Below are 21,640 nucleotides of genomic sequence, written 5' to 3'. Positions count from 1 at the left end.
GCGCCAGTCATTCCACCACCCAGCGTGGTTCACGCTTTTCGGCGAACGCGAGCATCCCTTCCCGGTAGTCAGGATGGGTCAGCTGGTGTTGCAGCACATAGCGGTAGGCGACGTCATTGGCCGCGTGCAGCCCGACGTCGAGGCTGGCCCACATCGCCTTGATGGACGCCTGGACAGTGGCCGGTGAGAGTTTCGCTATTTCCAAAGCGATTTCCCGGGCGCGCTGCTGCAGTCGGTCCGCGGGTACCACCTCGTTTATCAAGCCGATCTCGTAGCCTCGTTGTGCGCTGATACGCCCTTGCTTGGTCATCAGCCCCAGCTGCATCACCATCGATAGCGGCATTCGGCGCAGCAGCACCGCGGGCTCGAGCGCGAACACGTTGCCGACCGCCAAGTGTGTGTCGATCAGTTCGGCATGTTCGGCTGCGATGATCAGGTCGGAGTCGGCTACCTGATGTAGAGCGCCTCCGACCGCCATCCCGTTTAGGGCGCAGATGACCGGCTTCCATACGTTGTGGTGGAGCCGAGAACCGGGAATCTTGTTGCGGATGCCGCCCTCTGCCGTTGCCCGAATGTCCTGGCCCGCGGAAAATGCGCGGTCCCCCGCTCCGGTGATGATGGCCACTCGAACGTTGGGATCGTCGCGAACGTGCGCCCACGCATTGCCGAGCTCGGTGCGGGTCAGATCGTCGGTAGCGTTGAGCCGCTCCGGGCGGTTGATGGTGATCGTGGCGACATGCTCGCTGACCTCGAACAAGATTCTCTTCAGTTCCACGGCATCCCCTGGCATCGATATGTAGCAGCTAAACACTATAGCAGAATTTGTCTCATCGTCTCACCGGAGACTTTCATGGCATCCACTGGCCACCGGACACCGAAATCAGCTGGCCTGTCAGGTGTTTGGCGGCAGGTGAGCACAGGAATGCGACCACCCCGGCAACGTCCGCCGGTTCGCCCAGCTCCCCGGTCACGGTGGTCCGGCGCATCTGTGCCAGCTCGTCCTCGGTCTTGCGCCCCACTAGCCAGGGCGTCGCCGTGGTACCGACTACAACCGTGTTAACGCGCACGCCGTGCACACCCAACTGGACGGCCATCAGCCGGCTCAGTCCCTCCACACCCGCCTTAGCGGCCGCATAGGCCGGCGGACCGGTGCGCACGCCGTGGGCCGACACCGAGCTGATGTTGACGATCGCCCCACGGCCTTCGGCCACCATCTGTCGGGCCGCAACCTGCGCCATGATGAACGTGCCCTTGAGGTTGACTTCCACGATGCGATCCCAGTCCTCGTCACCCTGCTCGAGAAACGTTCCGGGCAGCGTCATCCCGGCGTTGTTCACCAGTGCACTAATGGGCCCGTGCTCGCGGGCGAGGTTGTCTAGCGCGTCCTCTACGGCGCCACGATCAGTGATCGACAGGCTTACGGGGATGAGATCTCCCGAACGTGCGGCGTCCGAATCAGATGTTCGTGCAATCGCTTTCGCGTTAACGTCGACTGCGGCCACCCGATGACCCGTGGAGATCAACTCGGCGACGATGGCCTCTCCGATGCCGCGGGCTCCGCCGGTGACGACCGCAAGCGGACGAGATTCAACCGACACGCTGACCCCCCGTCGTCGCTGCCGCACGCTCGATCGCGACGATGGAAGGCCGGACCAATTCAACGGCTTCGGCCATCAGCTTTGGCAGATTTCCCTGACCACCGCCGGCCACCCACACATCGATGGCTGCACGGTTGGCGCTATTGGTCAGCGTGGCGGCGAGACGAGGCCGCAAATCCGTCTCCCCATTGCTGTTTAGCCACCGCGCCACTTCGGCGGTGAGCTGATCAATCCAGTCTTCGTTGATCCGCAACATCGTTGCGCGCAGCGATGGCACGTTGTGGTACATGTTGGCGCGGACCACGAAGATCTCGGGCTGTTCGATGATCGCCTCCGCCACCGCGGACGACGCTTCGGCAAGGGCGCCCCACAAGGAGCTCGACCGCGCGGCACGGAACCGTCGAGTGGCCTCCTGGAGCCGATCGGCGTAGCCGTCGAACAGTATGTCGTCTTTGGTGGCGAAGTGGCGAAAGAATGTGCGCGGCGCTACACCTGCCGCGGCCGAGATCTGCTCGACTGTGGTCGTTTCGTAGCTCTGGGTGGCGAAGAGCTCGATCGCCGCGTGAATGAGTGCCTGTCGGTTGCGCAATCCGCGGGCCCGCCGTTGGTCCATGGTCATCCCCCTGCCAAGGTGGCAGTTCCTGAGCTCAACGCGACGATGTCACCTTGCAGTGTCCTGAAACGCACGGAATCTCCGGTTCGCCACATCTCGGTGCGCAGCGAGCCATCGAGTTCGACCGGCTTGGCAAACCGGCAACTCAAGGATGTCAACGACTGTGGATCGCCGTGGCCGATTTCGTTGATCACCGCCCGTGCGGCGAATCCCAGCGTGCACAGCCCGTGCAGGAACACGTCGTCGAAGCCGAATTTGCGGGCTGCGGCCGGGTCGATGTGGAGCTGGTTGCGGTCGCCGGACAATCGATAGATTGCGGCCTGTTCCGGCCGGATCACGTCGTCGAAGCATTCGTCCGGGGGCCCGTCCGGATCCGGCTCGGCCGACGGTCCCCGCTCGCCACCGAATCCCCCGGCTCCTAGGACCATGGTCTGCGACCGGGCGACAAAGACGGTTCCGTCTGCGTCGACCCCGCGACTGGTCAACTCGACGGCGGCGTGTTTGCCTTTGTCCCATACCGACGACACCTGAGCCTGCACTGATAGTTCGCCGCTGGCGGCGATCGGTCGATGCAGCTCCAGCGACTGGGCGGAGTGGACGATAGGGAACGTACCGAGGTCGAGAACACTGCGGAGATCCTTGACTGCCCACCAGTTGGCGATGAGGGCAAAGGTCGGCAACACCGCAGGACCGCAGGCCTCATTGAGCAGTGTCAACTCGGTGGGTGGGCGGGCGCCAACCCCCAGCGCGTAGAGGATCACGTCGGTCTGATCCCACGTGAATGACGCCGGCCTCAGGGGGGTCCCGACCACGGAGTCGGAGAGGGTCACGGCGCCTCCCTACGTTGAACGGATTGACGATATATGTTCAATCGTGCAATATAGTGGCAGTAACTGCAACTATTTTATTGAGGGTCTGAAGGAAGGACCGATATGAAGTTCGGCGTGTTCATCCTCGGCGACAAGCCCAACCACCTCAGCGAGAAAGAGGTGCTGGCCAACGTGCTGCAGGAAGCCCGCTGGGCGGAGGAACTCGGCTACGACGAGGTCTGGCTGGCCGAGCACCACTTCTCCCCGTACGGCATGCTCCCGGACCTCCCACAGGTAGCCACGGCCATTGCGGCGCAGACGGAGCGCATCCGCATCGGGACCGCATGCATGGTCGCGCCCTTCCACAATCCCATCCAACTGGCGGAGCGCATCGCGCTGGTCGATGTGCTGTCGGGCGGACGCTTCGACGCCGGCTTCGGACGCGGCTATCAGGCACACGAATTTCAGGGATTCGGCATCTCAATGGACGAGGCGACCGGTCGATACCAGGAATGCGTGGATATCGTCAACCGCCTGCTGACGGAGGAGAACGTCAGCCATCAGGGCAAGTACTTCCAGCTGGAAGACGTCACCGTCTATCCGCGCCCGGCACAGCAGCCGATACCGGTGTGGGGCACCGTGATGAAGACGCCGTCGAGCTTCGAGTGGCTGGCGGAGAAGGGTTTCGGTGCGATCATCGGCAACCCCTACCAAGTGGACCCCGACCTGCAAGGAGCGCTGGATATCTACCTGAAGGTGCAGTCCGAGAAGGGACTCGAAGCAGCCACCGGCAACGTATGGGCGCTGCTCAACGCGTTCTGCCATGAGGATGACGCGTTCGCCCGCAGCTACCCGCGTGAGAGTGTCGAGCTGTCCATTCAGACCCATCGCAAGTATTCGAGCCCCTTCGAGCGGGGCGGCGAGATACCGGCCGACTACAAGGCCTACTCGGACTGGTTCGACAAGCATGACAAGCAGAGCTACGAGCAGGTGCTGAATTCACACCTGACGCTGATGGGTGACCCGGACCGCATTGTGGAGAAGATGCGTACCGTCATCGACATGGGTTGGCGCAACATCATATTGCGCATGTCGCGAGGCGGGGCGATGGAACGCGCCAAGGTCTACGAATCGATGAAGTTGTTCGCCCAAGAGGTGATCCCGGCGGCCACCGAGCTCGCGGCAGCTGCGGCTTGAGCCAGCAGCTGGCCGACCGCATCCGCGCGGTTCTGGCGCTCGACCCCGGGGCACCCGCCATCGAGTACCACGGTTCTTGGACGACTTGGCAGGCGGTGGCAGACATCGCTTCGGGAGTTCAAAGCCAGCTGACAGCAGTAGGTTTGGACGAGGGGTCTGCTGTCGGCCTGGTGCTGCGTAATCATCCCGCGATGGTCGGGGCGATGCTCGGCGTGTTCTTGGCCAACGGTTGCATCGTCACGATCAACCCGTCACACGGGGACGCCGGACTCGCATCGGACATCCGTGGGCTGAGGTTGCCCGCGGTGGTCGCAGTGTCGACCGACTGGCAGCGCACCGGCGTCATCGGCGCCGCTGCCGGGGCGATGGGGCTGCAGGTGATGACCGAGCCAGCCGCCTGCGCAACCGTTGCCGGCCATGAAAATCCCGGGCCCGGCCCATTCCGTGAGCAAGCCGCCGGCATCGCAGTCGAGATGCTGACCAGTGGCACTACCGGCCCTCCAAAGCGAGTCCCGCTGTCCTACCGCTCTTTCGAGCACACGGTTGCCGCAGCGGGCGCGCACTACGGTTCGGGACATGTGCCGGAACTCAGACTGCGTTCCGGCATCGCGATCGTCGCCTCGCCGCTGGTGCACATGTCGGGCCTGTTTCGCACGCTGCTCAACGTCTGCGAGGGCCGAAAGATCGCACTGCTGGAGCGATTCCGGGTGCCCGATTTCGTGGAATTGGTGGTCCGACATCGGCCACGCGCCGTGAGCCTGGTGCCGTCGGCGCTGTCGATGGTGCTCGACGCCGGGGTGGCGCCTGAGGTGTTCTCCAGCGTCGAGGTGGTGACCTCGGGCACCGCGCATCTGCCCGTCGACATACAGGAGGAGTTCGAGCAGCGCTACGGCGTTGCGGTCTTGCCATCCTACGGCGCAACGGAATTCGCGGGCGGAGTGGCGGGCTGGAACCTTGCTTTACATCGGGAGTGGGCCGCAGCCAAACGCGGCAGCGTAGGACGGCCCCAGCAGGGGCGCGAAATCCGCGTCATGTCCATAGAAGGCGACAGCGAGATGCCGGCCGGCGAACAGGGTCGCATCGAGGTCCGTACCTCCGGTGGCGCCTGGGTGCGGACCACCGACCTTGGCCGTGTCGATGACGACGGCTTCGTGTTCATCGATGGGCGCATCGACGACGTCATCATCCGCGGTGGCTTCAAGGTCGCCCCCGCCGAAATCGTCGAGGTCCTGCGCAGTCATCCGGCGGTGCGCGACGCCGGTGTGGCCGGTCTGCCCGACGAGCGGCTCGGCCACGTGCCGGTCGCAGCAGTCGAGTTGGTACACGGTGGTCAGGTCACATCGGAGGATCTTCTGACCTATGTGCGCGAACGAGTCAGCCGCTATCAGGTTCCGGCCCGTCTGGTCATCGTCGACGAGTTGCCACGGACGCCCTCGCTCAAGGTCAGCCAGCCCGGCGTGCGCGGATTATTCGAAGGGGTGCGGAGTTGACAACCGACATCCGAGGGGCGGCGGCCGTCGTCGGTGTGGCCGACGAGGTCTCGCCGACCGGTGTGATCGACGTTCCGCTGCGGGAATTGGAAGCGCGCGTGGTCACCGCGGCGTTGGCCGATGCGGGCTTGTCGCTGCGGGACGTCGATGGCCTGTGCACCTGCACTGGCGGAGCGCTCATGCATTCGGTCGAACTGGCCGAATATCTCGGAATTACGCCACGATTCACCGATGCCACTCAAGCCGGGGGCGCCAGCTACGGGCTGTACGTCGAGCATGCCGCCGCGGCGATCGCCGCCGGTGAAGCCGAGACGGTAGTAATCGTCTATGCATCCACACCGCGTGCCGCACGAAAGCGCGGCGAAAAAGGCCTGGGCGTCTTCGCCACCCCCGAGCGGCTCGAGTGGGAGAACCCGTTTGGCGTGATGCTCCCGATCAGTGCCTACGCGCTGGCCGCCAACCGCCACATGGCCACTTTCGGAACCACCGCCGCTCAGCTCGCTCAGATCGCCGTCGACACCAGGCGTTGGGCGGTAATGAATCCGCGCGCTCACCTGCGCGAAACGATCACCGTGAACGACGTCCTGGACTCCGGCTTCATTGCCGAACCGCTGCACAAGCTCGAGTGCTGCCTAGTCACCGACGGCGCCGCGGCGCTGGTGGTCACGAGCGCCGAGCGCGCCCGCGACCTGGCCAAGCCGCCGGCCTTCGTCCTGGGTGCGGCGTCGGCGGCGTCGCACGCGATGATCTCCCAAATGCCCGACCTCACCGTCACCCCGGGGGGCCTTTCGGGGCCAGCCGCCTTCCGTGCAGCCGGCCTCACCCCGGCCGATATCGACGTGGTCGAGCTCTACGACTCGTTCACCATCACGGTGTTGCTGGCGCTCGAAGATTTGGGCTTCTGCCCGAAGGGCGAAGGCGGTCCGTTTGTCGCGGACGGCGCATTGGGACCCGGAGGAACGCTGCCCGGTCAGACGTCCGGCGGCGGGCTCGCCTACACCCACCCCGGGGCGTTCGGGGCATTTCTGCTCGTCGAGGCCACGCGCCAGTTGCGCGGTGAATGCGGCGAACGCCAGGTCCCAGAAACGAAAACGGCTGTCGCACATGGCACCGGCGGGGTGCTCTCGGCCACCTCGACGGTGATTCTGGGAACGGAGGCGGCGCTGTGACCGATACGCTGCCGGTCCCGGAGCCCAGCCCGGCGTCCGCGCCCTTCTGGGACGCGACCCGGCGTCGCGAGTTGAAGGTCCAACGATGCGAATCGTGCGCGCGGCTCGTCTGGTACCCACGGTTCGTCTGTCCGCACTGCGGCGGTTCATCGCTGGTGTGGGAGAAGTTGAGCGGCGACGGGGTCGTTTACGCGGTCAGCGTGCACCACCGCGCCGCGCTGCCCGCGCTGGCCGACATGGTGCCGTACTCTGTGGTGCTCGTCGATCTGGACGAAGGTGTCCGTATGATGTCGAACGTGTTCGGTCCCCCTCCCACAGTCGGTGACCGTGTCACCGTGGCGTGGGTGCCGCTCGAGGACGGCCGCAATCTCGCTGTCTTCGAACCGAAGTGAGTCCTGATACCGCGCTGCGGCGCGCCCGCGAAGAAGTCGTGCTCCGGCACGTCGCGGCCGAGAATGCGCGCGACCTGGACGCGGCGATGGCCACCTTCACCCATCCGCGCTACGAGATCATCCCTACGGGAACCGTTTTCGACGGTGACGAGGCGGTCCGCGCAATGTTGTTGCAGCAGTGGGTGGATCTCCCCATGCTGCGATATGCCGCCGAGGCGATCTACCACGGGGACGACGGTCTGGTCGTGGAGACGCGAACGACCGCACCTGGCACACCGCTCGACATGTTGAGCGTCAACCTTTTCGGCTTCCGCGGGCCCGATCTCGTCCTGGAACGTTGTTATTTCGACCGGATGCTGCTCGCTGCGCAACTCGAGTCGATCCGCACGCCCTAGTCATCGACAGCGTCACGGACCGCCTGGACGAGTGCGGGGGTGTCGCGGTCCCGATTCGCGCCAGGCAACGGCCAGTGCGTCATTCGCAGGTCGGTCACGCCGGCCTGCGCCAGCGCGGTCGCTCCCGCGGCGACCGCGGAGAGGTCGAGCCGGCCATCGGCACTCGTCTGCACACGCAGCGTCCCGGCAACACCGAACCCGTCCGGGTTTCCGCCGGCGCGTTCGACGGCGGCGCGCATTCGACTTATTCCCGCGGCGACATCCCGCGCATCCGGACCCCACGGGATCCAGCCCTGTCCAAAGCGAGCGAGCCGGCGAGCGACCGCTCGGTTCACCGTCCCGCTCACCCAGACCGGTACTCCGCCGGGCTGCACGGGTTTGGGCATCTGGTGTATCCGCTCGAAACTCAAATCGGCCGAGTGGTAGCTCACCTCGTTCTCCCGCCATAACCGCTGGCATACCTCGAGCGTCTGATCCAGGATCGCCCCGCGTCGGTCGAAGTCCACCGCAGCCGCGTCGTATTCCTCACGCTGCCAGCCGACGCCCACCCCGACATCGAGGCGGCCACCGGACAGAACATCCATGGTCGCAAGGGTTTTCGCAAGGACCGCGGCCGGACGCAGCGCGGCGAGCAAAATGTTCGTGCCCAGCCGGATTCGCTCGGTCCTTGCCGACAGGTAGGTCAGCGTCGTGAGTGGTTCCAGCCAGTGCCCGTCCGGCCCGGTCGGTTGGCGGCCGCCTATTGTTCCGCCCGTCCGTGGATCCGCGTACGCGTCCATGTTCATGCCGAACGCGACGTGTTCCGAGACCAGCAGGCGGTCCAATCCAGCGCCCTCCAACAGTTGCGCCCATTCGGTAAGGTGATTCCAATTGGACGGCGCCGCCGCCGAGTACGACGGAATCCCCATTGAAAGTTGGATCGGGGCAATCACTGAGTTTCTCCGATCGATGCGGTCCGGTCTTCGGTCGCATCGACGACGACCCTGCGATGCCTGATCTGCCACCGTCCTTCGCCGTCGAGCGAGTATTGGTCCAAGTAACGAATGTGCATGACGTGGTTGCGGCCGTCCGACTCGCCGCCACGAAAATGATTGGCCGTGCAGTAGATTTCGCCGACCGCCGACTCCCCCTCGACGACGTAGAGGCCTTGGGCGATGATGTGGGCGGTGCGTGGCCACCCCGCGACGATGCCGATTATCCGTTGAATCTCGCCGTGACCGGTCAACGTTCCCGGTTCGCGCCCGGGCCTTTCGACGAGCATGGACGCGTCGGGGGCGAACACCGCCAGAAGCGCGTCGCGATCTCGGCGATCGACCGCCGCAGCATACCTGCGGGACAGCGCTTCAAGTTCCGCATGGGCAACTGCCCGCGAGATATCCATCTGTTCCCTGTGCCGGCCGGATAAAGACCCGTAGACGATACCGCCAGAGGTTGTCGGGTCAGCGGCCGGCGGTTTCGGTGCGCGCCTCGTCGGAGGTTCGTGCGCCGAAGCTGGGCACGGTGACGAGCTCGCCGTCGTGCGTCTCGTTGACGCCACGCTGCAGCGGTATCAGGAGCGGCACGAATAGCAGTTGGTCGGCGACCATCGGTGTCAGCAGCCGGTTGTGTACGAAGCCGAATGAGCTTTTGGTGATCGGGTCGGCCCAGCCGATGGTCCCGCCCAGTCCGGCATGCCCAAAGCCCCGCAGTAGACCCGGCACCGGTGATCCGTGGTAGCCGAGGTGAAATGACATCGGGAACAAGACGTTGAGGTCCGGCCGGAAGCTGCGCCTGCCTGTCAGCGACTCGACCAATTCCTCCGAAAGGAATCGCTGCCCATCGATACTTCCGCCGTTGGCGAGCGCTCCGTACATCTTGGCGAGCCCCCGCGCGGTCACCACCGCATTCACCGCGGGAATCTCGCTGTCCAGCAGCGCCATGTCGCCCTGGACCAGGGAGGTGATGCCGGGTACGTAGGTCGCACCGAGCGGGCCTGGAACCGGCAGTTTGGCCATCAGCGAGATCAGCTGGCCAAGCACCGGCCCGCCCGAGAAGCGTTGCGGGAACATGGTCTGGGCGGCCTTCGTGGACCCGTCGGCCGGCGGCCGCCCTAGGTGGACACCGTCGGTGTCCAGTGGTCGCGCGATCTCCGTGCGGAATAGCTCCCGCATGCCCTTGCCGGTGATCGCGCGGGCCAATCCGGATGCCAACCATCCAAAAGTGAACGCGTGATATGCCGCCCGGCCGGCGAGGCGGTCAACGGACGCGGCGGCCAGCCGCTCTTCCATGAACCGGTGGTCGAGCAACTGTTCGGTGGTGATGGTCCCGAGCCGGGACAGGCCCGTCGTGTGACGCATCATGTCACGCACGGTGATGTCGGATTTACCGTTGGCGCCGAACTCGGGCCAGTACTGCGCGATGGGGTAGTCGTAGGACAGCAACCCACGGTCGGCGAGCCGATGCAGGACCGTTGACGCCACGCCCTTACCCGCGGAGAAGACCATCGCGCCGGTGTCCGCAGACCAGGGCACCTGCCCCTCGCGATCGGACCAGCCGGTCCACACGTCGACGACGGGTTCCCCGTCGACATACACAGACAGCGCCCCACCACCATACCGTGGGCCGGGAAAGAGCGTGGCGAAAGTTTTCACTGCGCAGGCAAATCGAGGGTCGGCGGCACCGCGAACATGGGTGGGCAGACCGTCACCGGCTTGCAGGGTTGGTCGCTCGGGCATCGCGGTCGAAGTTCTCCCCAACTGGCGTTTGAGCCGCCCATCGGACGACTGAACAAATATCGTATTGTTGTATTGTATGCTCGTCGGCGGATGCGCATCGCGAAGGAGTGGTGATGGCCACGCAAGTAGACATGGGAACCCGGGCCCTGAGCAGCGATCGTGCCCTCGAGTTGTACTGCCTGATGAGCAAGGTGAACCACAGCGACCAGCGCGTCCGAAAAGGGCTATCATCCGGCGAGATTGCCATGAGCTATTGGCCAGTCGAGGGACAGGAGGCGATGTCGGCCGGGGCGGCCCTTGCCCTCTCCGATAACGATCAGCTGGTCACCACCTATCGCGGTCTCGGTGATGTGGTGGCCAAGGGCATCGACCTACCCAAGTACTTCGCCGAAATTCTCGGCCGAAGCACCGGTTTGTCAAAGGGCAAAGCCGGGGCAATGGGCATCTACGACCCCGATCACGGGGTCGCGTGGACCACCGGCATCGTCGGCGCGGGGCCGCTGATCGCGAACGGGATCGCCCTGGCCTCGGACATAAAGGGCAGCGATCAGGTGGTCCTGGTGAGCTTCGGTGACGGTGCGACGAGCATCGGCTACGTCCACGAGGCCATGAACATGGCGGCGCTCTGGTCACTCCCTGTCGTGTTCTTCTGCCAGAACAACGCGTGGGCCGAATGCACTCCGGTGGCCGGCTACACGCGTTCTGCCCGGCTGTCCGACCGCGCCGCGGGCTACCCCATGCCAGGGGTCACCGTCGACGGCACGGATCCTCACGCGGTGTATCACGCCGTGGCCGAGGCCGCCGAGCGCGCGCGGTCCGGCGGCGGCCCATCGTTCGTCGAAGCGGTGGCATATCGCCTACAGGGCCACTATTTCGGGGACCAAATGCCGTACGCGGACCCCGACGAGCTGGCGGCCAAGCGCGCCGACGCCCCCTTCACGCGCTACCGGCGCCGTCTCATCGACGACGGTGTGGCCACCGAGCCGGAGTTGGACCGCATCGACGCCGACTTGAAAGCCGAGATCGATGCGGCGTTTGCCGCCGCCCGCGACGCAGAGCCTCCCGCTGTCGACGAACTCACCAGAGATGTCTTCGCCACCCACGGCACGCAGCTAGCGGCGCCAGTGACGCAGCGTGCCACGGTGCCCGAAGGCGAAACGGAGAATCTCGGCCTCGTGCAAGCGATTCACCGCACGCTGGATCGGGCCATGGCCGCCGACGAATCGATCGTGCTTCTCGGAGAAGATATCGCCGACCCGTCGGGCGGCATGTTCAAGATCACTGCCGGGTTGTCCACCAAATACGGCGCCGACCGGGTGCGCGACACCCCGATCGCCGAGTCCTCGATCATCGGTGCCGCCGTCGGTGCCGCGCTGGGCGGGCTGCGACCGGTCGCGGAACTGATGTTCATGGACTTCCTGGGTGTCGCCATGGACCAGATCGCCAACCACGCCGCCAAAATTCGCTACATGTCCGGTGGGCGACAGGGCGCGCCGATGGTCATCCGCGCCATGGTGGGGACCGCCGCCGGACCGCAACACTCGCAAGCGTTCGAAGCGTGGGCGATGCACACCCCGGGGATCAAGGTCGTGTGGCCCAGCACCGCCGCGGACGCCGTCGGCCTGCTCAATGCGTGCCTGGCAGAAGATGATCCGTGCCTGTTCATCGAGTCAATGAAGCTCTATTACGGAGGCGGCAAGGGACCCGTGCCGACCGCCGACTATGTGATTCCGCTCGGGCAGGCCGAAATCAAACGGCCCGGAACCGACGTCACGATCTGCACCTACGGCACCATGGTCCACGCCGCGCTCGATGCGGCTAACCAGCTTGAAACCGCTGGAGTTTCGGTTGAGGTCGTCGATCTGCGAACCCTGGTGCCGCTGGATCTGGCCACCGTGATCGAATCGGTTCGCAAGACCCGCCGCCTGGTCGTGGCGCACGAATCGGTCGGATTCTGCGGGCCCGGGGCCGAACTCGCCGCCGCCGTGGGCACCGAACTGTTCGGCGTGCTGAGGAGCCCCATTCAGCGGGTGGCCGGCACCTACACTCCGGTGCCGCGCGCGGCCACCCTGGAGGCGGCCTGCCGTCCCGATGCCGGTCAACTCGTCGAAGCCATCGGGAGGATTGTGTGATGGAGGTGCGGATGCCCAAGCCGGGCGATGCGATCACCGAAGCGGAGCTGACCGAGTTGTACGCAGCGGACGGGCACCACGTGTCCGAAGGCGACCCGCTCTATCAAATCGCCACGGACAAGGTCGAAATGGATATCGAGGCGCCGGCCTCGGGTGTCGTCTCCTGGAAGGTCAGCGCCGGCGAAACCTACAACGTCGGCGAGCTCCTCGCGATGATCGAGGAAGGGTGACAGCACTACCCGATTCGGTCGACGTTGACCTCGGCACCCCAGAGCTGATCGGGCGTATCGAGGGCGACACATTGACCGTTACGATCAGCCGTCCCGAGAAGAAGAATGCCGTCACGGCAGACGGCTATCACGGCATCAAGCGGGCAGCGATGATCGTTGCCGACGAACCGGGTTTGAGCTTCCTGGTCATCACCGGATCTGGCGAGGCGTTCTGCGCGGGTGGCGACATGAACGCGGTGGAGAACCCGGACCGGACGTGGGATGCATTCACCGAATCATACGACGGTACGCCGTTCGAAACGCTCGGCAAGATACCGAAAGTCGTCGTCTGCGCGGTAAATGGGATTGCCCTGGGCGGTGGTTTGGTGATGACGCTGTTCGCGGATCTGGTCGTCGCATCCGATCGAGCCCGATTCCGCGTCCCCGACCTCACCCGCGGGGTGTACGAGGCATTCGTCGCCGCTCGGCTGCCGCAACGGCTGGGAACGCTAAGAGCCAATCACCTTATCTATGGCAACGATTGGATCGACGCGCAAGAGGCCGAACGACTCGGCCTGGTCGGCAAAGTCGTGCCACACGACTCCTTGCTGCCGGAAGTGGACGCCTTGCTAGAACGAGTCCGAAAGACCGGCCCCGTCGCGCGCGCTGCAGTCAAACGCGAGATGGCGCGCGCGTTGCCGCCCGTGGACGTCACGGGCTACTGGTCGTCCATCGGTACCGCCGAACAGATCGAAGCTTTTACGGCGTTCTTACAGAAGCGATCACCAGCGTGGCCTGTCAACAACGACCGCGACGCTTTCGTCCAGACCCGTCGGCCTGCGTGGCTACCGTCTCAAAACGCCGACTAAACGCCTAACTGTCCGACTTTGCTCCCAGCATGCTGCCGCTCGGAAGGAACCACACCAGGATTAATTCGGCGCCCCGTTGCAGCGGTGTGCAGTGCTCCCCCGGACCGTCCCACCAGCAACCAGTGGTACTAGCCAGGATGGTAACGCGAGAACGATGTTGCCGAGCACGTCGACGGTGAATGTGGGCTTGATGAACCCGACTTCCATGCCGATTGTGGGGACCAAGGTGAACAAAGTGAGGACAAGCAGACCACCGCAGTAAATCTTCAACGGACGCGGCGCGAACGGAACGTGCCACGTTGAGAACGTGTTCAATCATCGGTTCGGACCGCCGTGACCTCCTCACGACTCGCGGCCTTGATGCGTTTGCATAGCTCGAAAGTGCGGTTGAGGGCGACCGCCGCCTCCTCCAGCGACGTGACGAAGCGCATGTAGTCGACCGGCATGACCCAGTCGACGCCTGCGTCGACCCACCCCTGCAGTTGGTCGGCCACCTCTTCGGGTGTGCCATTGATGAAGCTGCGGCTTGCCATTTCGCGCGTGGTACGAGCAAGAGCATTGTCGAGAAAGGATTGCTCGACTGAAAGTGGCTTGAGGTTCAGGTGATAGGTCCACTTGTCGGGTACGGCAGGTTCGATGCCCTCTTTGCGCCAATCGTTTGGGTTTACTCGGCCGAAGATCGCCGACTGCCAACGAATGACGGGATTGTCGAGCGCTCTCTCGATGACGTCGGGGTCCTCATGCAATAGAACTAGACTCCACATGCCGAACCGAAAAGTCGCAGGATCACGGCCCTTGCGTTCGAGATCCTGGCGGATATTTTTGATCTCAACGCTGGCGTGCTCGGGTGTGGACCACACATTTGGCACCGCTACCGCGACGCCGTCGAGATAGCTCGTTGCCAGGTCGATCAGCCTGGGGCCGCCACCCAGCGCCCACATTTGAGGGCGGTACGGCCTGGCGGACCCCAGGTAGGCCCCCTTGAGCGAAATGTGATGTCCCTCGAAGTCGACTGGCTCATCGGACTCCCACATTAGGTTGAAGATTCGGCAAAGATCCTCCATTCGGGCGAGTCCTTGAGAACGCTTGTGCCCATATGGTGCGCACTGCTTAACTTCACCCGCGCCAATGTGGAAGAGGGCTTTGCCCTTAGTCAATTTGGCTAGTGACCACATTGTTTGAATCAACTCCACAGGCGGGGTCCGTATGCAATCGGTGCCGATTGTCAGACCCATACCGGGGGCGCTGGTGGCAGCAACCGTCGCCGTGACGATTCCGGCGTCTAGTGAATCGGGCTCGTCGATGATCGCCGCGGCGGGCACGTTCGCCTCGTTCCAGATGCTGGGCGGCAAGAAGCCGACGGGCTGATCAGAGACCTCGATATAGTCGACAACGCCGCTGCGCTGAATGGTTTTCGCGTCCATTGCGGTCACTTCCCACGGAAGGTGCCGATCGCCGGAGATATTGACTGCGGTTTCCATCGTCATCTTATCGGTCCCGTCGAATGAGAGTCGTCGATCACGACCCGCTACGGGCTAGCTCCGCGGGGCTCATTTGTTCCACCGGTTTAGCTGGCGTCCGTCGCCGAAGCCGGTTCCGTAGCCGTGCGTGAAAGCGATGATGTGACTGACCACGATGCCGCTCGTGAAGAACAGCCAGCAAAACGCGGTGAGATGACACCCTGTCGGCGCAGGCGGACGGCAAGCGGGTTGCGTACAGGTTCTGCTGTGGTTGTCATCGCGACCCGGTTCCGTTGTGCTGCTGGGTGTCTCGGGCCAGGCGTTGCTCGTGGATTGTGACGAGCTGGCGGAACCCGAGCCGCGGGTAGTGCGGTTTGGGCTGAACTCCCCAGGTGTCTTGGGATGTCTTTTCGCCGGCCGCTTCTGCCGGGCTGAGTAGTGGGTAGGGATACTTGCACTGCCGGGTCTCATCGGAATACATGACCTTCTGTAGCTCGTCACATATCTCATGCATCGACAGCGTCGGCCAGCCGTACCAGACCACCAAAAACGGTACGAACAACGTGCCCTCGACCACCAGCGCAAAGAGGCACACATAGATCGCTCTACGTAGCCAGGTATGCAGTCCCTTGTAATACGCGGTGGTGCCCTCGGGGAGCACTTCCTCACGTGCGGTCTGCTCAATTTCGGATGGGGGGTTACTCACTGCCATCTCCCTTCACAGGAACTAGCTGCTTCAATCCGAGAACAGCTCGCGGTTGACGGTGTGCAGGTAGGGAATCGCCAAGAAAGGTGTGATGTAGAAGATGTCGTAGATCCACCAGGCAATGACGGGGAAACCGATGTTCGTGTAACGAAGGTCGGCGTACACGGTCATGTTGAACACGTAGCCGACCCAGATCACCACTCCGAACCAACAGGTGACGATCAGCCACTGGTGGCCCCACCGCTTCATCTGCAGGAAGGCGATCGCAGCGGCCATGCGCATCGGGAAAACGACCAGGACACAGGCCACCTCCCAGGACTTCTCGCCGGGCGCCCCGGACCCGCCGATCCAGAGTTGGTTGTAGTGCCAGAAGTAGCCGGCGTCGAAGAAGTTCCCCCACGCGACCGTGATCGTGCGATTGATCAGAGTGTGGTTGGCCACCAGATCCAGTGCCCATCCGAAACTATTCAGCGCCGCGTCGATGAACACCAGAAAACCGATCAGCGTGACCATCAACGGGCGGACTGAAAGTCCCTCTTTGCCGGCGCGACGCAGGATCGTCAAGCCGTAGAAGAAGATCGGAAACCCGATCACGCCCAGCACCAACGTGCCCATCAGAAATCCGCCGATCATCAGGTAGATATCGGCCTTACGTTGGACCCGCTTGGATTCGGCCATGTGGTCCTCGTAGCTCAACGAATTCGGCGCTGCGTTCTCGGCCACGGGCGGAAGAAGGTTGCGGTGTCCCGCTTTCAGCCTGGGATGGTTCATGATTGGCTTGTCACCAGCCCCGGTTGAAGCTCATGTACAGCTGAATGAAGAAGTTGCCCAACAGAAATCCATAGATTGCTATTTGGAACCAGAACAACGCCAATCGCCGCTTTCGGTCCTGTTCGTTGACTACCATGGCCGTTCCTTTCTCATAGATCGACTTTCTGCCTTGGGGGCTCCGGCCAGGCTTGCGACCGCCACTTCACGCAGGCCGTCGGAAATGGCGCCGTCCGTGCTCAGTGGCGCCAAGACAGACGCGGTGACCGCTTCCAGTTCATCGGCGCCGACCGCGATGAGCTGCGCGGCGGTCACCAACACTCGCGTCGACGGCGGCTCGAAGTGGAAGACCTCGTCGGCAGCACGGATGCTGTTGGCGCATTTGATCAGAGCCTCGGCGACGTCTCGGCTGACGCCCGCCTCGTTCATCAACACTTCGGCTTCCCGATCTGGGGGCAGGTAGTCCATCGCGATGGTGACGAACCGCTGCCGAAACGACGGCTTGAGCTCTTTCAACGAACTCCTGTATGCGGGGTTGTAGGAGCATACGAGCATGAAAGTGTCGGGCGCGTGGACAGTCTCGTTCGACCGGTCCAGATGCAAGGTGCGGCGATAGTCGGTGAGCGAGTGCAGGACGGCGAGTGAGTCGTGGCGTGCCTCCACCACCTCGTCCAGGTAGCAGATCGCCCCGTCACGCACGGCACGGGTCAGGGGCCCGTCGGTCCAGACGACGTCGCCGCCGGTTACCACGAATCGACCGACCAAATCGGAGCTGGTGAGGTCGTCGTGACAGCTCACGGTGACCGCGGGACGGCCCAATAACCCGGCCATGTGCTCGACAAACCGTGTTTTGCCGCATCCGGTCGGACCGGTGAGCATGACCGGGAGGCGCCGTTCGTAGGCCTGTTCGAAGAGTTTGACCTCGTTGCCGCTGACCGAATAGAAGTCGCTCAACATACACTCCTTGAGAATTATGGCTAGGCCGCGATGAGTTCGCGGTGAACGTGACCCAACACGCGCGGCAGCTCGTCGACCCGGCGGATGCGTCGTGATCGGCGCGAGCCGAAGACTTCGGGAAGTGGATCGACCCGCGTCAATCCCACCCCGATGTAGTAGACGAAAACGCCGGCATCTTCGGCCTCCTCGACGGCGTGGTTGACGTCCGCCCAGGCGTAGCGGCCCTCGTAACCCTCGTCGGAGATCAGGCCGTCCCCGATCACGATGAGTAACCGCCGCTCCGTCGGTTGCACCAGTAGCCGGGTCGTCAAGTGACGCAACGGTGCGCCAAGTCGGGTGTAGCCGGCAGTGACCAGGCCCTGAGTGCTGGGGGCGACGAAGTCGCGGTCGGTGAAATCCTTGAGGCAGCGAACCTCGACGCGGTGGCGAGTGTTTCCGGTGAAAACGAAGATCCCGTGTCTTTCCTTGGCCTGGGTCATCGCCTGTGACAGCGCGTCGGCACACTGTAATTCGAGCTGGAAGATGTGGCCCTGGTGTGCTCCGAGTGAGGAACTACCGTCCAGCAGAAGGCATGTTGTGACATCGCGGTGCGTCGGAATGAGGTCACGAAATACACGACCGTCGCTGAACTTGCCGGTCGATAGGTCGATGTAGTGATCGACGTAGCGGTCGATGTCCAGATCGCAACCGTCCTCGAGACCGTTCCGCATTACCCGCTGTGTGCGCATCTCGAAGTACCGTCTTAGGTCTGCTGGCCGGCGGCTCGGTCGTTGTGATGATGCGGTGTGCGTGCGTTCGAGCACCGCGACGTGATCGGGAAGGAACCGATTGGACCAAAAGTCCCACTCTGGATAAGGCACACCCACGCGTTGGTCCACAGAGATCTCGATCTCTTCGTCCTCGGGGCGGCTTGGTAAAGGGAGATTGGGGTTTTTGACGCCGCCTTCGCCGCCGACCGGTACCGAGTAAATGCGGTAGGCGTCCTGACGCCGTGACGTCCACGGCATCCTGCCCCACATTCTGCGGGTGCCTTCCACCATTCCGCGGCGGTTGGCGACGGGGCTAGGCAGCCTCCCAAGCAGCCGCCACGAGGGCAGCGGCGCGCCGGAATCTGCCAGGGCAAGGGCGTAGTCGAGCATCGCCTCGGCGTCGAGCTCGTCGAAGATCGGCTCCAGTCCGGGTAGTCGTCGTCGAAGTTCTGCCATCGTGCCGGGCCAGTTCGTCGCCAACCAGCCCATCGCGACGCGGCCCTCGATGACCATCAGGGCTCGTAGTTCCCGGGCCGTCAGTTCGTGAATCGAACGCTGCGCGAGGAGATCTTTCGAAGGTGCGCATTGCAGGCCCACGCCACAGGAAAGCGTGCGCAACGTCCAGTCCGGCTCCAGCATCGGGAAAGGCACGTTAATGATCGTGCGGCCGCTGTTCAGACTGAAGGCGCGGTGGGTCCCGGAAACAAGGCGTACGCCCTGGCGCTTACCACTCGAAAACGCCACCGCGACAAGGGAACAGCTTTTCTCAGCGTGGAGTGCAGATAGCGTGCCGTCAGCCATGGCCGGTTCCTGGAGCCGGAACCGGCAGCGTACGGGCCGCCCTAGGGGCGGACCTCAGAAGGTGCCGATGTTCGCCATCACCCAGTACCAGAACCAAATGATCAGTGCGCAGCCGCCCCACGCGACTACGAAGCGGATGATGTCTTCGACCATGACGAGACCTCCAAAAGGGTGGCGAATCTTCGAACTTGAAAGTCACCGGGCCTCCAGCCCGCGGCAGAAGTGAGCGAGGTACTTCTCGAGCATGGATACTCGGCCGGGCGAAGCCTCCCGGTTGGTGACCAGCAGCCCATACAAGCCGATGAGGAAGAAGACGGCGCTGGCACCGGCATCGACGTCGGCGCAGACCTCACCACGGTCTCGGGCCATCTCGATCTGCTGGATGACGATGAGCACGATCGGGTGCGTCGCCGAATCATTCAGCTCGGGTTGAGTGGCCGAAAAATAGAGGTTGAGAACGTCACGGAACAGCACATTGCCCAAGCGCTCTTCCTCTGCCACAACGCCTTTGATCACCTCGGCCAAAGCCGACTCGAGGTCGACCGTTGAGGTTAGCGCTCGGGTGAGTTCGTCGGCGATCTTGGTCTCCTCGCGGCGGGTGAGCTCGGCCAATACGTGTTCCTTAGTGGGGAAGTGGAAGTAGAAGGTGCCCCGAGCTACGCCTGCGCCCAGCACAACCGCATTGACATCGGTGTCGGCGACGCCGTTGCGCCCGAACTCACGCACAGCAGCGTTGAAAACACGCTCACGCGTCTCGATCCGTTGAGCTTCACGACTCGGGAACTTCACATCCGGGCGCCTGAGGCCCGCACCGTCAGCAAACGACCGCGTCGCATTTGCCATCCAAACCCCTTGGTACACGTAAATCTATCTGCGCACGCTAACTCTATAGCCAATTTCTGACGGTCGTCAATGACTAATGTCGACGACGAATGTCAAAAGAAGATCTGCGCCTTACGGGCGCCGTCTCGCGCGTGCGGGGCACCGAGGAACGTGACAAATGAACATAAAGTGTTCTATTATTCACCCTGATGACAGACCTGCCTGAGGGCACCTCGGAGCTCACCGGGTGCGACGAGATCCTTGTTGCTGTCCACGGTCCCGTGCGGATCGTGACGTTGAACAACCCCGACAACGCCAACGCGGTCAACAACAGGATGCACACCGCGTTCACCCGGTTGTGGGGCACGCTGGCCGACGACCCCGACGCCCGGGCAGTGCTCATCACCGGCACCGGCGACTACTTCTCCGCCGGGGGAAACCTGGTGGAATGGCTGGAAACCCACGTCAACAACCCGGTCACACGCCGTGCCGGAATGCGCGACGCACGGCGGATCGTGCGCGACATGATCGACTTTCCCCTGCCGGTGGTCGCGGCCGTCAACGGGCCCGCCGTCGGCTTCGGGTGCAGCATCGCCGTGTTGTGCGACATCGTGTTGATGTCCGACCGGTCGTTCTTCGCCGACACCCACGTCGCGAGTGGTCTGGTCGCCGGCGATGGCGGGTCGGTGCTGTGGCCGTTGCTGATGAGCCTTATCAAGGCAAAGGAGTACCTGATGCTCGGTGAACGCATCAACGCCGACAAAGCCGTAGAACTCGGCTTGGCCAACCGCGTTGTACCGCACGCGCAGATCAAACAGGAGGGCCTGGCAGTGGCCCACCGCCTGGCCGCGCTGCCGCCGCGGGCAGTGCAGGACACGAAGAGAACGTTGAATCTGCATGCCCAACGCGCGATCACCGGCATCCTCGAGTACGGGATATCGGCTGAGACAGAGTGTTTCACCACACCCGAGCACCGGGCTGCTATCGACAAGTTCCTGAACCGGTAGGACTGGTCCGATGGTCGACGACGCTGACGCGGACGCTCTGCTAGTCCGTTACGAAGAGCGGGACGGCATCGCTGTGGTCTTATTGGACCGGCCGCGCCAGCGTAATGCCTTGTGCTACGAATCGTGGACCGAGCTATCGATCGCACTCGGTGGCATCGTTGCGTACGGCGCCCGCGGTGTGGTCTTGGCCGGCGCGGACGGATTCTTCAGCTCCGGAGGTGATTTGAAGACCGGACCCGCCCGTGGCAGCGGGCCGTTGGGGCCCGCAGGCCGCGTCGAGCACGCGCAACGAGTGATGGAACAACTCAAAGCTGTGCCGGTGCCGACCATCGCGGCGGTTGAAGGCGCGGCGATTGGCCTCGGCTGGAGTCTGGCGTTGTCGTGCGACCTAGTTGTAAGCGCCTCCGATGCCTTCTTCGCTGCTCCATTCGTGGCACGCGCGGTGATACCCGACGGCGGGCTGGCCTGGCGCCTCACTCAACAGCTGGGCCGACACCGCGCGGCGTCCCTATTACTGCGCGGCATACGGCTATCGGCCGCCGAGGCCGAACGGCTAGGACTGGTGACCGACGTCGTCGAACCCGGATCGGCGATCGATCGCGCCGTCGCGATAGCCAACGAACTAGCACAGGCCGATGCAGGGGCGGTGGAAATGACGAAACGGTTGATCAATTCTGCTGAAAGTGCGCAACTTGCCGCCTTTCATCCGCTTGAGCTGGCAATGGCGACCGTAGCGCAGCAACGTTCGGCGGCCACCGAGGGACGAGCCGCCTACTCCTGATT

24 protein-coding genes are annotated in these 21,640 nt (G+C 63.6%); 10 read left to right on the top strand and 14 right to left on the bottom strand.

Features of this window, described 5'->3' with window-relative positions:
* Window positions 1-7: 7 nt before the first annotated feature.
* From AC5Y4F_RS06270 to AC5Y4F_RS06255, 4 genes are all read right to left on the bottom strand, one after another.
* A complete protein-coding gene (locus AC5Y4F_RS06270; protein ID WP_082947455.1) occupies window positions 8-775 on the bottom strand; it encodes an enoyl-CoA hydratase-related protein in 768 nt (255 codons plus the stop codon).
* 73 nt (window positions 776-848) lie between these two features.
* A complete protein-coding gene (locus AC5Y4F_RS06265; protein WP_067931034.1) occupies window positions 849-1,598 on the bottom strand; it encodes an SDR family NAD(P)-dependent oxidoreductase in 750 nt (249 codons plus the stop codon).
* The gene (locus AC5Y4F_RS06260) at window positions 1,588-2,211 is read right to left on the bottom strand and encodes a TetR/AcrR family transcriptional regulator (RefSeq protein WP_067931036.1); all 624 of its coding nucleotides are present in this window, start codon (window positions 2,209-2,211) and stop codon (window positions 1,588-1,590) included. The genes AC5Y4F_RS06265 and AC5Y4F_RS06260 overlap by 11 nt, the downstream gene beginning before the upstream one ends.
* A 2-nt stretch (window positions 2,212-2,213) precedes the next feature.
* The gene (locus AC5Y4F_RS06255) at window positions 2,214-3,041 is read right to left on the bottom strand and encodes a MaoC/PaaZ C-terminal domain-containing protein (protein WP_067931040.1); all 828 of its coding nucleotides are present in this window, start codon (window positions 3,039-3,041) and stop codon (window positions 2,214-2,216) included.
* A gap of 102 nt (window positions 3,042-3,143) precedes the next feature.
* Here AC5Y4F_RS06255 and AC5Y4F_RS06250 point away from each other — a divergent pair, with 102 nt between their 5' ends.
* From AC5Y4F_RS06250 to AC5Y4F_RS06230, 5 genes are read left to right on the top strand one after another with little or no spacing between them, the layout of a single operon-like run.
* Window positions 3,144-4,217, top strand: coding sequence for an LLM class flavin-dependent oxidoreductase (locus AC5Y4F_RS06250; RefSeq protein ID WP_067931043.1), 1,074 nt, complete (start codon window positions 3,144-3,146; stop codon window positions 4,215-4,217).
* Window positions 4,214-5,707: a class I adenylate-forming enzyme family protein gene (locus AC5Y4F_RS06245; protein ID WP_067931046.1), complete on the top strand. Its 1,494-nt coding sequence runs from the start codon at window positions 4,214-4,216 to the stop codon at window positions 5,705-5,707. Before AC5Y4F_RS06250 ends, AC5Y4F_RS06245 begins: the two co-directional genes overlap by 4 nt.
* Window positions 5,704-6,876, top strand: coding sequence for an acetyl-CoA acetyltransferase (locus AC5Y4F_RS06240; protein WP_499995544.1), 1,173 nt, complete (start codon window positions 5,704-5,706; stop codon window positions 6,874-6,876). Before AC5Y4F_RS06245 ends, AC5Y4F_RS06240 begins: the two co-directional genes overlap by 4 nt.
* Entirely contained in the window at window positions 6,873-7,268 is a 396-nt protein-coding gene (locus tag AC5Y4F_RS06235) for a Zn-ribbon domain-containing OB-fold protein (RefSeq protein WP_067931052.1), read from the top strand. Before AC5Y4F_RS06240 ends, AC5Y4F_RS06235 begins: the two co-directional genes overlap by 4 nt.
* Window positions 7,265-7,663, top strand: a complete 399-nt coding sequence (locus AC5Y4F_RS06230) for a nuclear transport factor 2 family protein (protein ID WP_231986268.1) — start codon at window positions 7,265-7,267, stop codon at window positions 7,661-7,663. The genes AC5Y4F_RS06235 and AC5Y4F_RS06230 overlap by 4 nt, the downstream gene beginning before the upstream one ends.
* Here the strand turns inward: AC5Y4F_RS06230 and AC5Y4F_RS06225 are convergent.
* Genes AC5Y4F_RS06225 through lipL form a run of 3 tightly spaced genes read right to left on the bottom strand, consistent with a single transcriptional unit; the run spans window position 7,660 to window position 10,377 of the window.
* Complete coding sequence (locus AC5Y4F_RS06225) at window positions 7,660-8,592, bottom strand: TIGR03619 family F420-dependent LLM class oxidoreductase (protein WP_156749919.1); 933 nt, start codon at window positions 8,590-8,592, stop codon at window positions 7,660-7,662. The genes AC5Y4F_RS06230 and AC5Y4F_RS06225 overlap by 4 nt on opposite strands.
* Window positions 8,592-9,044 (bottom strand): nuclear transport factor 2 family protein, encoded by a 453-nt coding sequence (locus AC5Y4F_RS06220; RefSeq protein ID WP_067931058.1) that lies wholly within the window; start codon window positions 9,042-9,044, stop codon window positions 8,592-8,594. The genes AC5Y4F_RS06225 and AC5Y4F_RS06220 overlap by 1 nt, the downstream gene beginning before the upstream one ends.
* A 58-nt stretch (window positions 9,045-9,102) precedes the next feature.
* Complete coding sequence (lipL, locus tag AC5Y4F_RS06215; protein ID WP_499995541.1) at window positions 9,103-10,377, bottom strand: esterase/beta-lactamase LipL; 1,275 nt, start codon at window positions 10,375-10,377, stop codon at window positions 9,103-9,105.
* Between the two features lie 113 nt (window positions 10,378-10,490).
* Between lipL and AC5Y4F_RS06210 the strand changes: the two genes are divergently transcribed.
* Genes AC5Y4F_RS06210 through AC5Y4F_RS06200 form a run of 3 tightly spaced genes read left to right on the top strand, consistent with a single transcriptional unit; the run spans window position 10,491 to window position 13,587 of the window.
* Window positions 10,491-12,509: an alpha-ketoacid dehydrogenase subunit alpha/beta gene (locus AC5Y4F_RS06210; RefSeq protein WP_067931259.1), complete on the top strand. Its 2,019-nt coding sequence runs from the start codon at window positions 10,491-10,493 to the stop codon at window positions 12,507-12,509.
* An 11-nt stretch (window positions 12,510-12,520) separates the two neighbouring features.
* On the top strand, window positions 12,521-12,739 hold the full coding sequence (locus tag AC5Y4F_RS06205; RefSeq protein WP_499995539.1) for a lipoyl domain-containing protein: 219 nt from the start codon (window positions 12,521-12,523) through the stop codon (window positions 12,737-12,739).
* On the top strand, window positions 12,736-13,587 hold the full coding sequence (locus AC5Y4F_RS06200; RefSeq protein WP_067931067.1) for an enoyl-CoA hydratase/isomerase family protein: 852 nt from the start codon (window positions 12,736-12,738) through the stop codon (window positions 13,585-13,587). The genes AC5Y4F_RS06205 and AC5Y4F_RS06200 overlap by 4 nt, the downstream gene beginning before the upstream one ends.
* 311 nt (window positions 13,588-13,898) lie before the next feature.
* Here AC5Y4F_RS06200 and AC5Y4F_RS06195 read toward each other — a convergent pair whose 3' ends face one another.
* The 7 genes from AC5Y4F_RS06195 to AC5Y4F_RS06165 form a co-directional block, all read right to left on the bottom strand.
* On the bottom strand, window positions 13,899-15,074 hold the full coding sequence (locus AC5Y4F_RS06195; protein ID WP_082947457.1) for an LLM class flavin-dependent oxidoreductase: 1,176 nt from the start codon (window positions 15,072-15,074) through the stop codon (window positions 13,899-13,901).
* A 247-nt stretch (window positions 15,075-15,321) separates the two neighbouring features.
* Complete coding sequence (locus tag AC5Y4F_RS06190) at window positions 15,322-15,759, bottom strand: hypothetical protein (RefSeq protein ID WP_499995536.1); 438 nt, start codon at window positions 15,757-15,759, stop codon at window positions 15,322-15,324.
* Between the two features lie 24 nt (window positions 15,760-15,783).
* Window positions 15,784-16,524 (bottom strand): hypothetical protein, encoded by a 741-nt coding sequence (locus tag AC5Y4F_RS06185; RefSeq protein ID WP_082947458.1) that lies wholly within the window; start codon window positions 16,522-16,524, stop codon window positions 15,784-15,786.
* Window positions 16,525-16,534: 10 nt separating this feature from the next.
* Window positions 16,535-16,660: a hypothetical protein gene (locus tag AC5Y4F_RS06180; RefSeq protein WP_255404995.1), complete on the bottom strand. Its 126-nt coding sequence runs from the start codon at window positions 16,658-16,660 to the stop codon at window positions 16,535-16,537.
* A complete protein-coding gene (locus AC5Y4F_RS06175; protein WP_067931076.1) occupies window positions 16,654-17,478 on the bottom strand; it encodes a CbbQ/NirQ/NorQ/GpvN family protein in 825 nt (274 codons plus the stop codon). Before AC5Y4F_RS06175 ends, AC5Y4F_RS06180 begins: the two co-directional genes overlap by 7 nt.
* A 20-nt stretch (window positions 17,479-17,498) precedes the next feature.
* Entirely contained in the window at window positions 17,499-19,028 is a 1,530-nt protein-coding gene (locus tag AC5Y4F_RS06170; protein WP_499995534.1) for a nitric oxide reductase activation protein NorD, read from the bottom strand.
* A gap of 195 nt (window positions 19,029-19,223) precedes the next feature.
* A complete protein-coding gene (locus AC5Y4F_RS06165; RefSeq protein WP_067931082.1) occupies window positions 19,224-19,817 on the bottom strand; it encodes a TetR/AcrR family transcriptional regulator in 594 nt (197 codons plus the stop codon).
* A gap of 242 nt (window positions 19,818-20,059) precedes the next feature.
* On the opposite strand from AC5Y4F_RS06165, the gene AC5Y4F_RS06160 reads away from it, so the two are divergent.
* Window positions 20,060-20,857, top strand: a complete 798-nt coding sequence (locus AC5Y4F_RS06160; protein ID WP_499995531.1) for an enoyl-CoA hydratase/isomerase family protein — start codon at window positions 20,060-20,062, stop codon at window positions 20,855-20,857.
* 10 nt (window positions 20,858-20,867) lie between these two features.
* Window positions 20,868-21,638, top strand: a complete 771-nt coding sequence (locus tag AC5Y4F_RS06155; RefSeq protein ID WP_499995529.1) for an enoyl-CoA hydratase/isomerase family protein — start codon at window positions 20,868-20,870, stop codon at window positions 21,636-21,638.
* Window positions 21,639-21,640: the final 2 nt, after the last annotated feature.

It is taken from the genome of Mycobacterium sp. NGS56, from assembly GCF_059812425.1.
The sequence above is the reverse complement of the archived record's forward strand: the minus strand, read 5'-3'. Positions and strand labels throughout refer to the sequence as shown.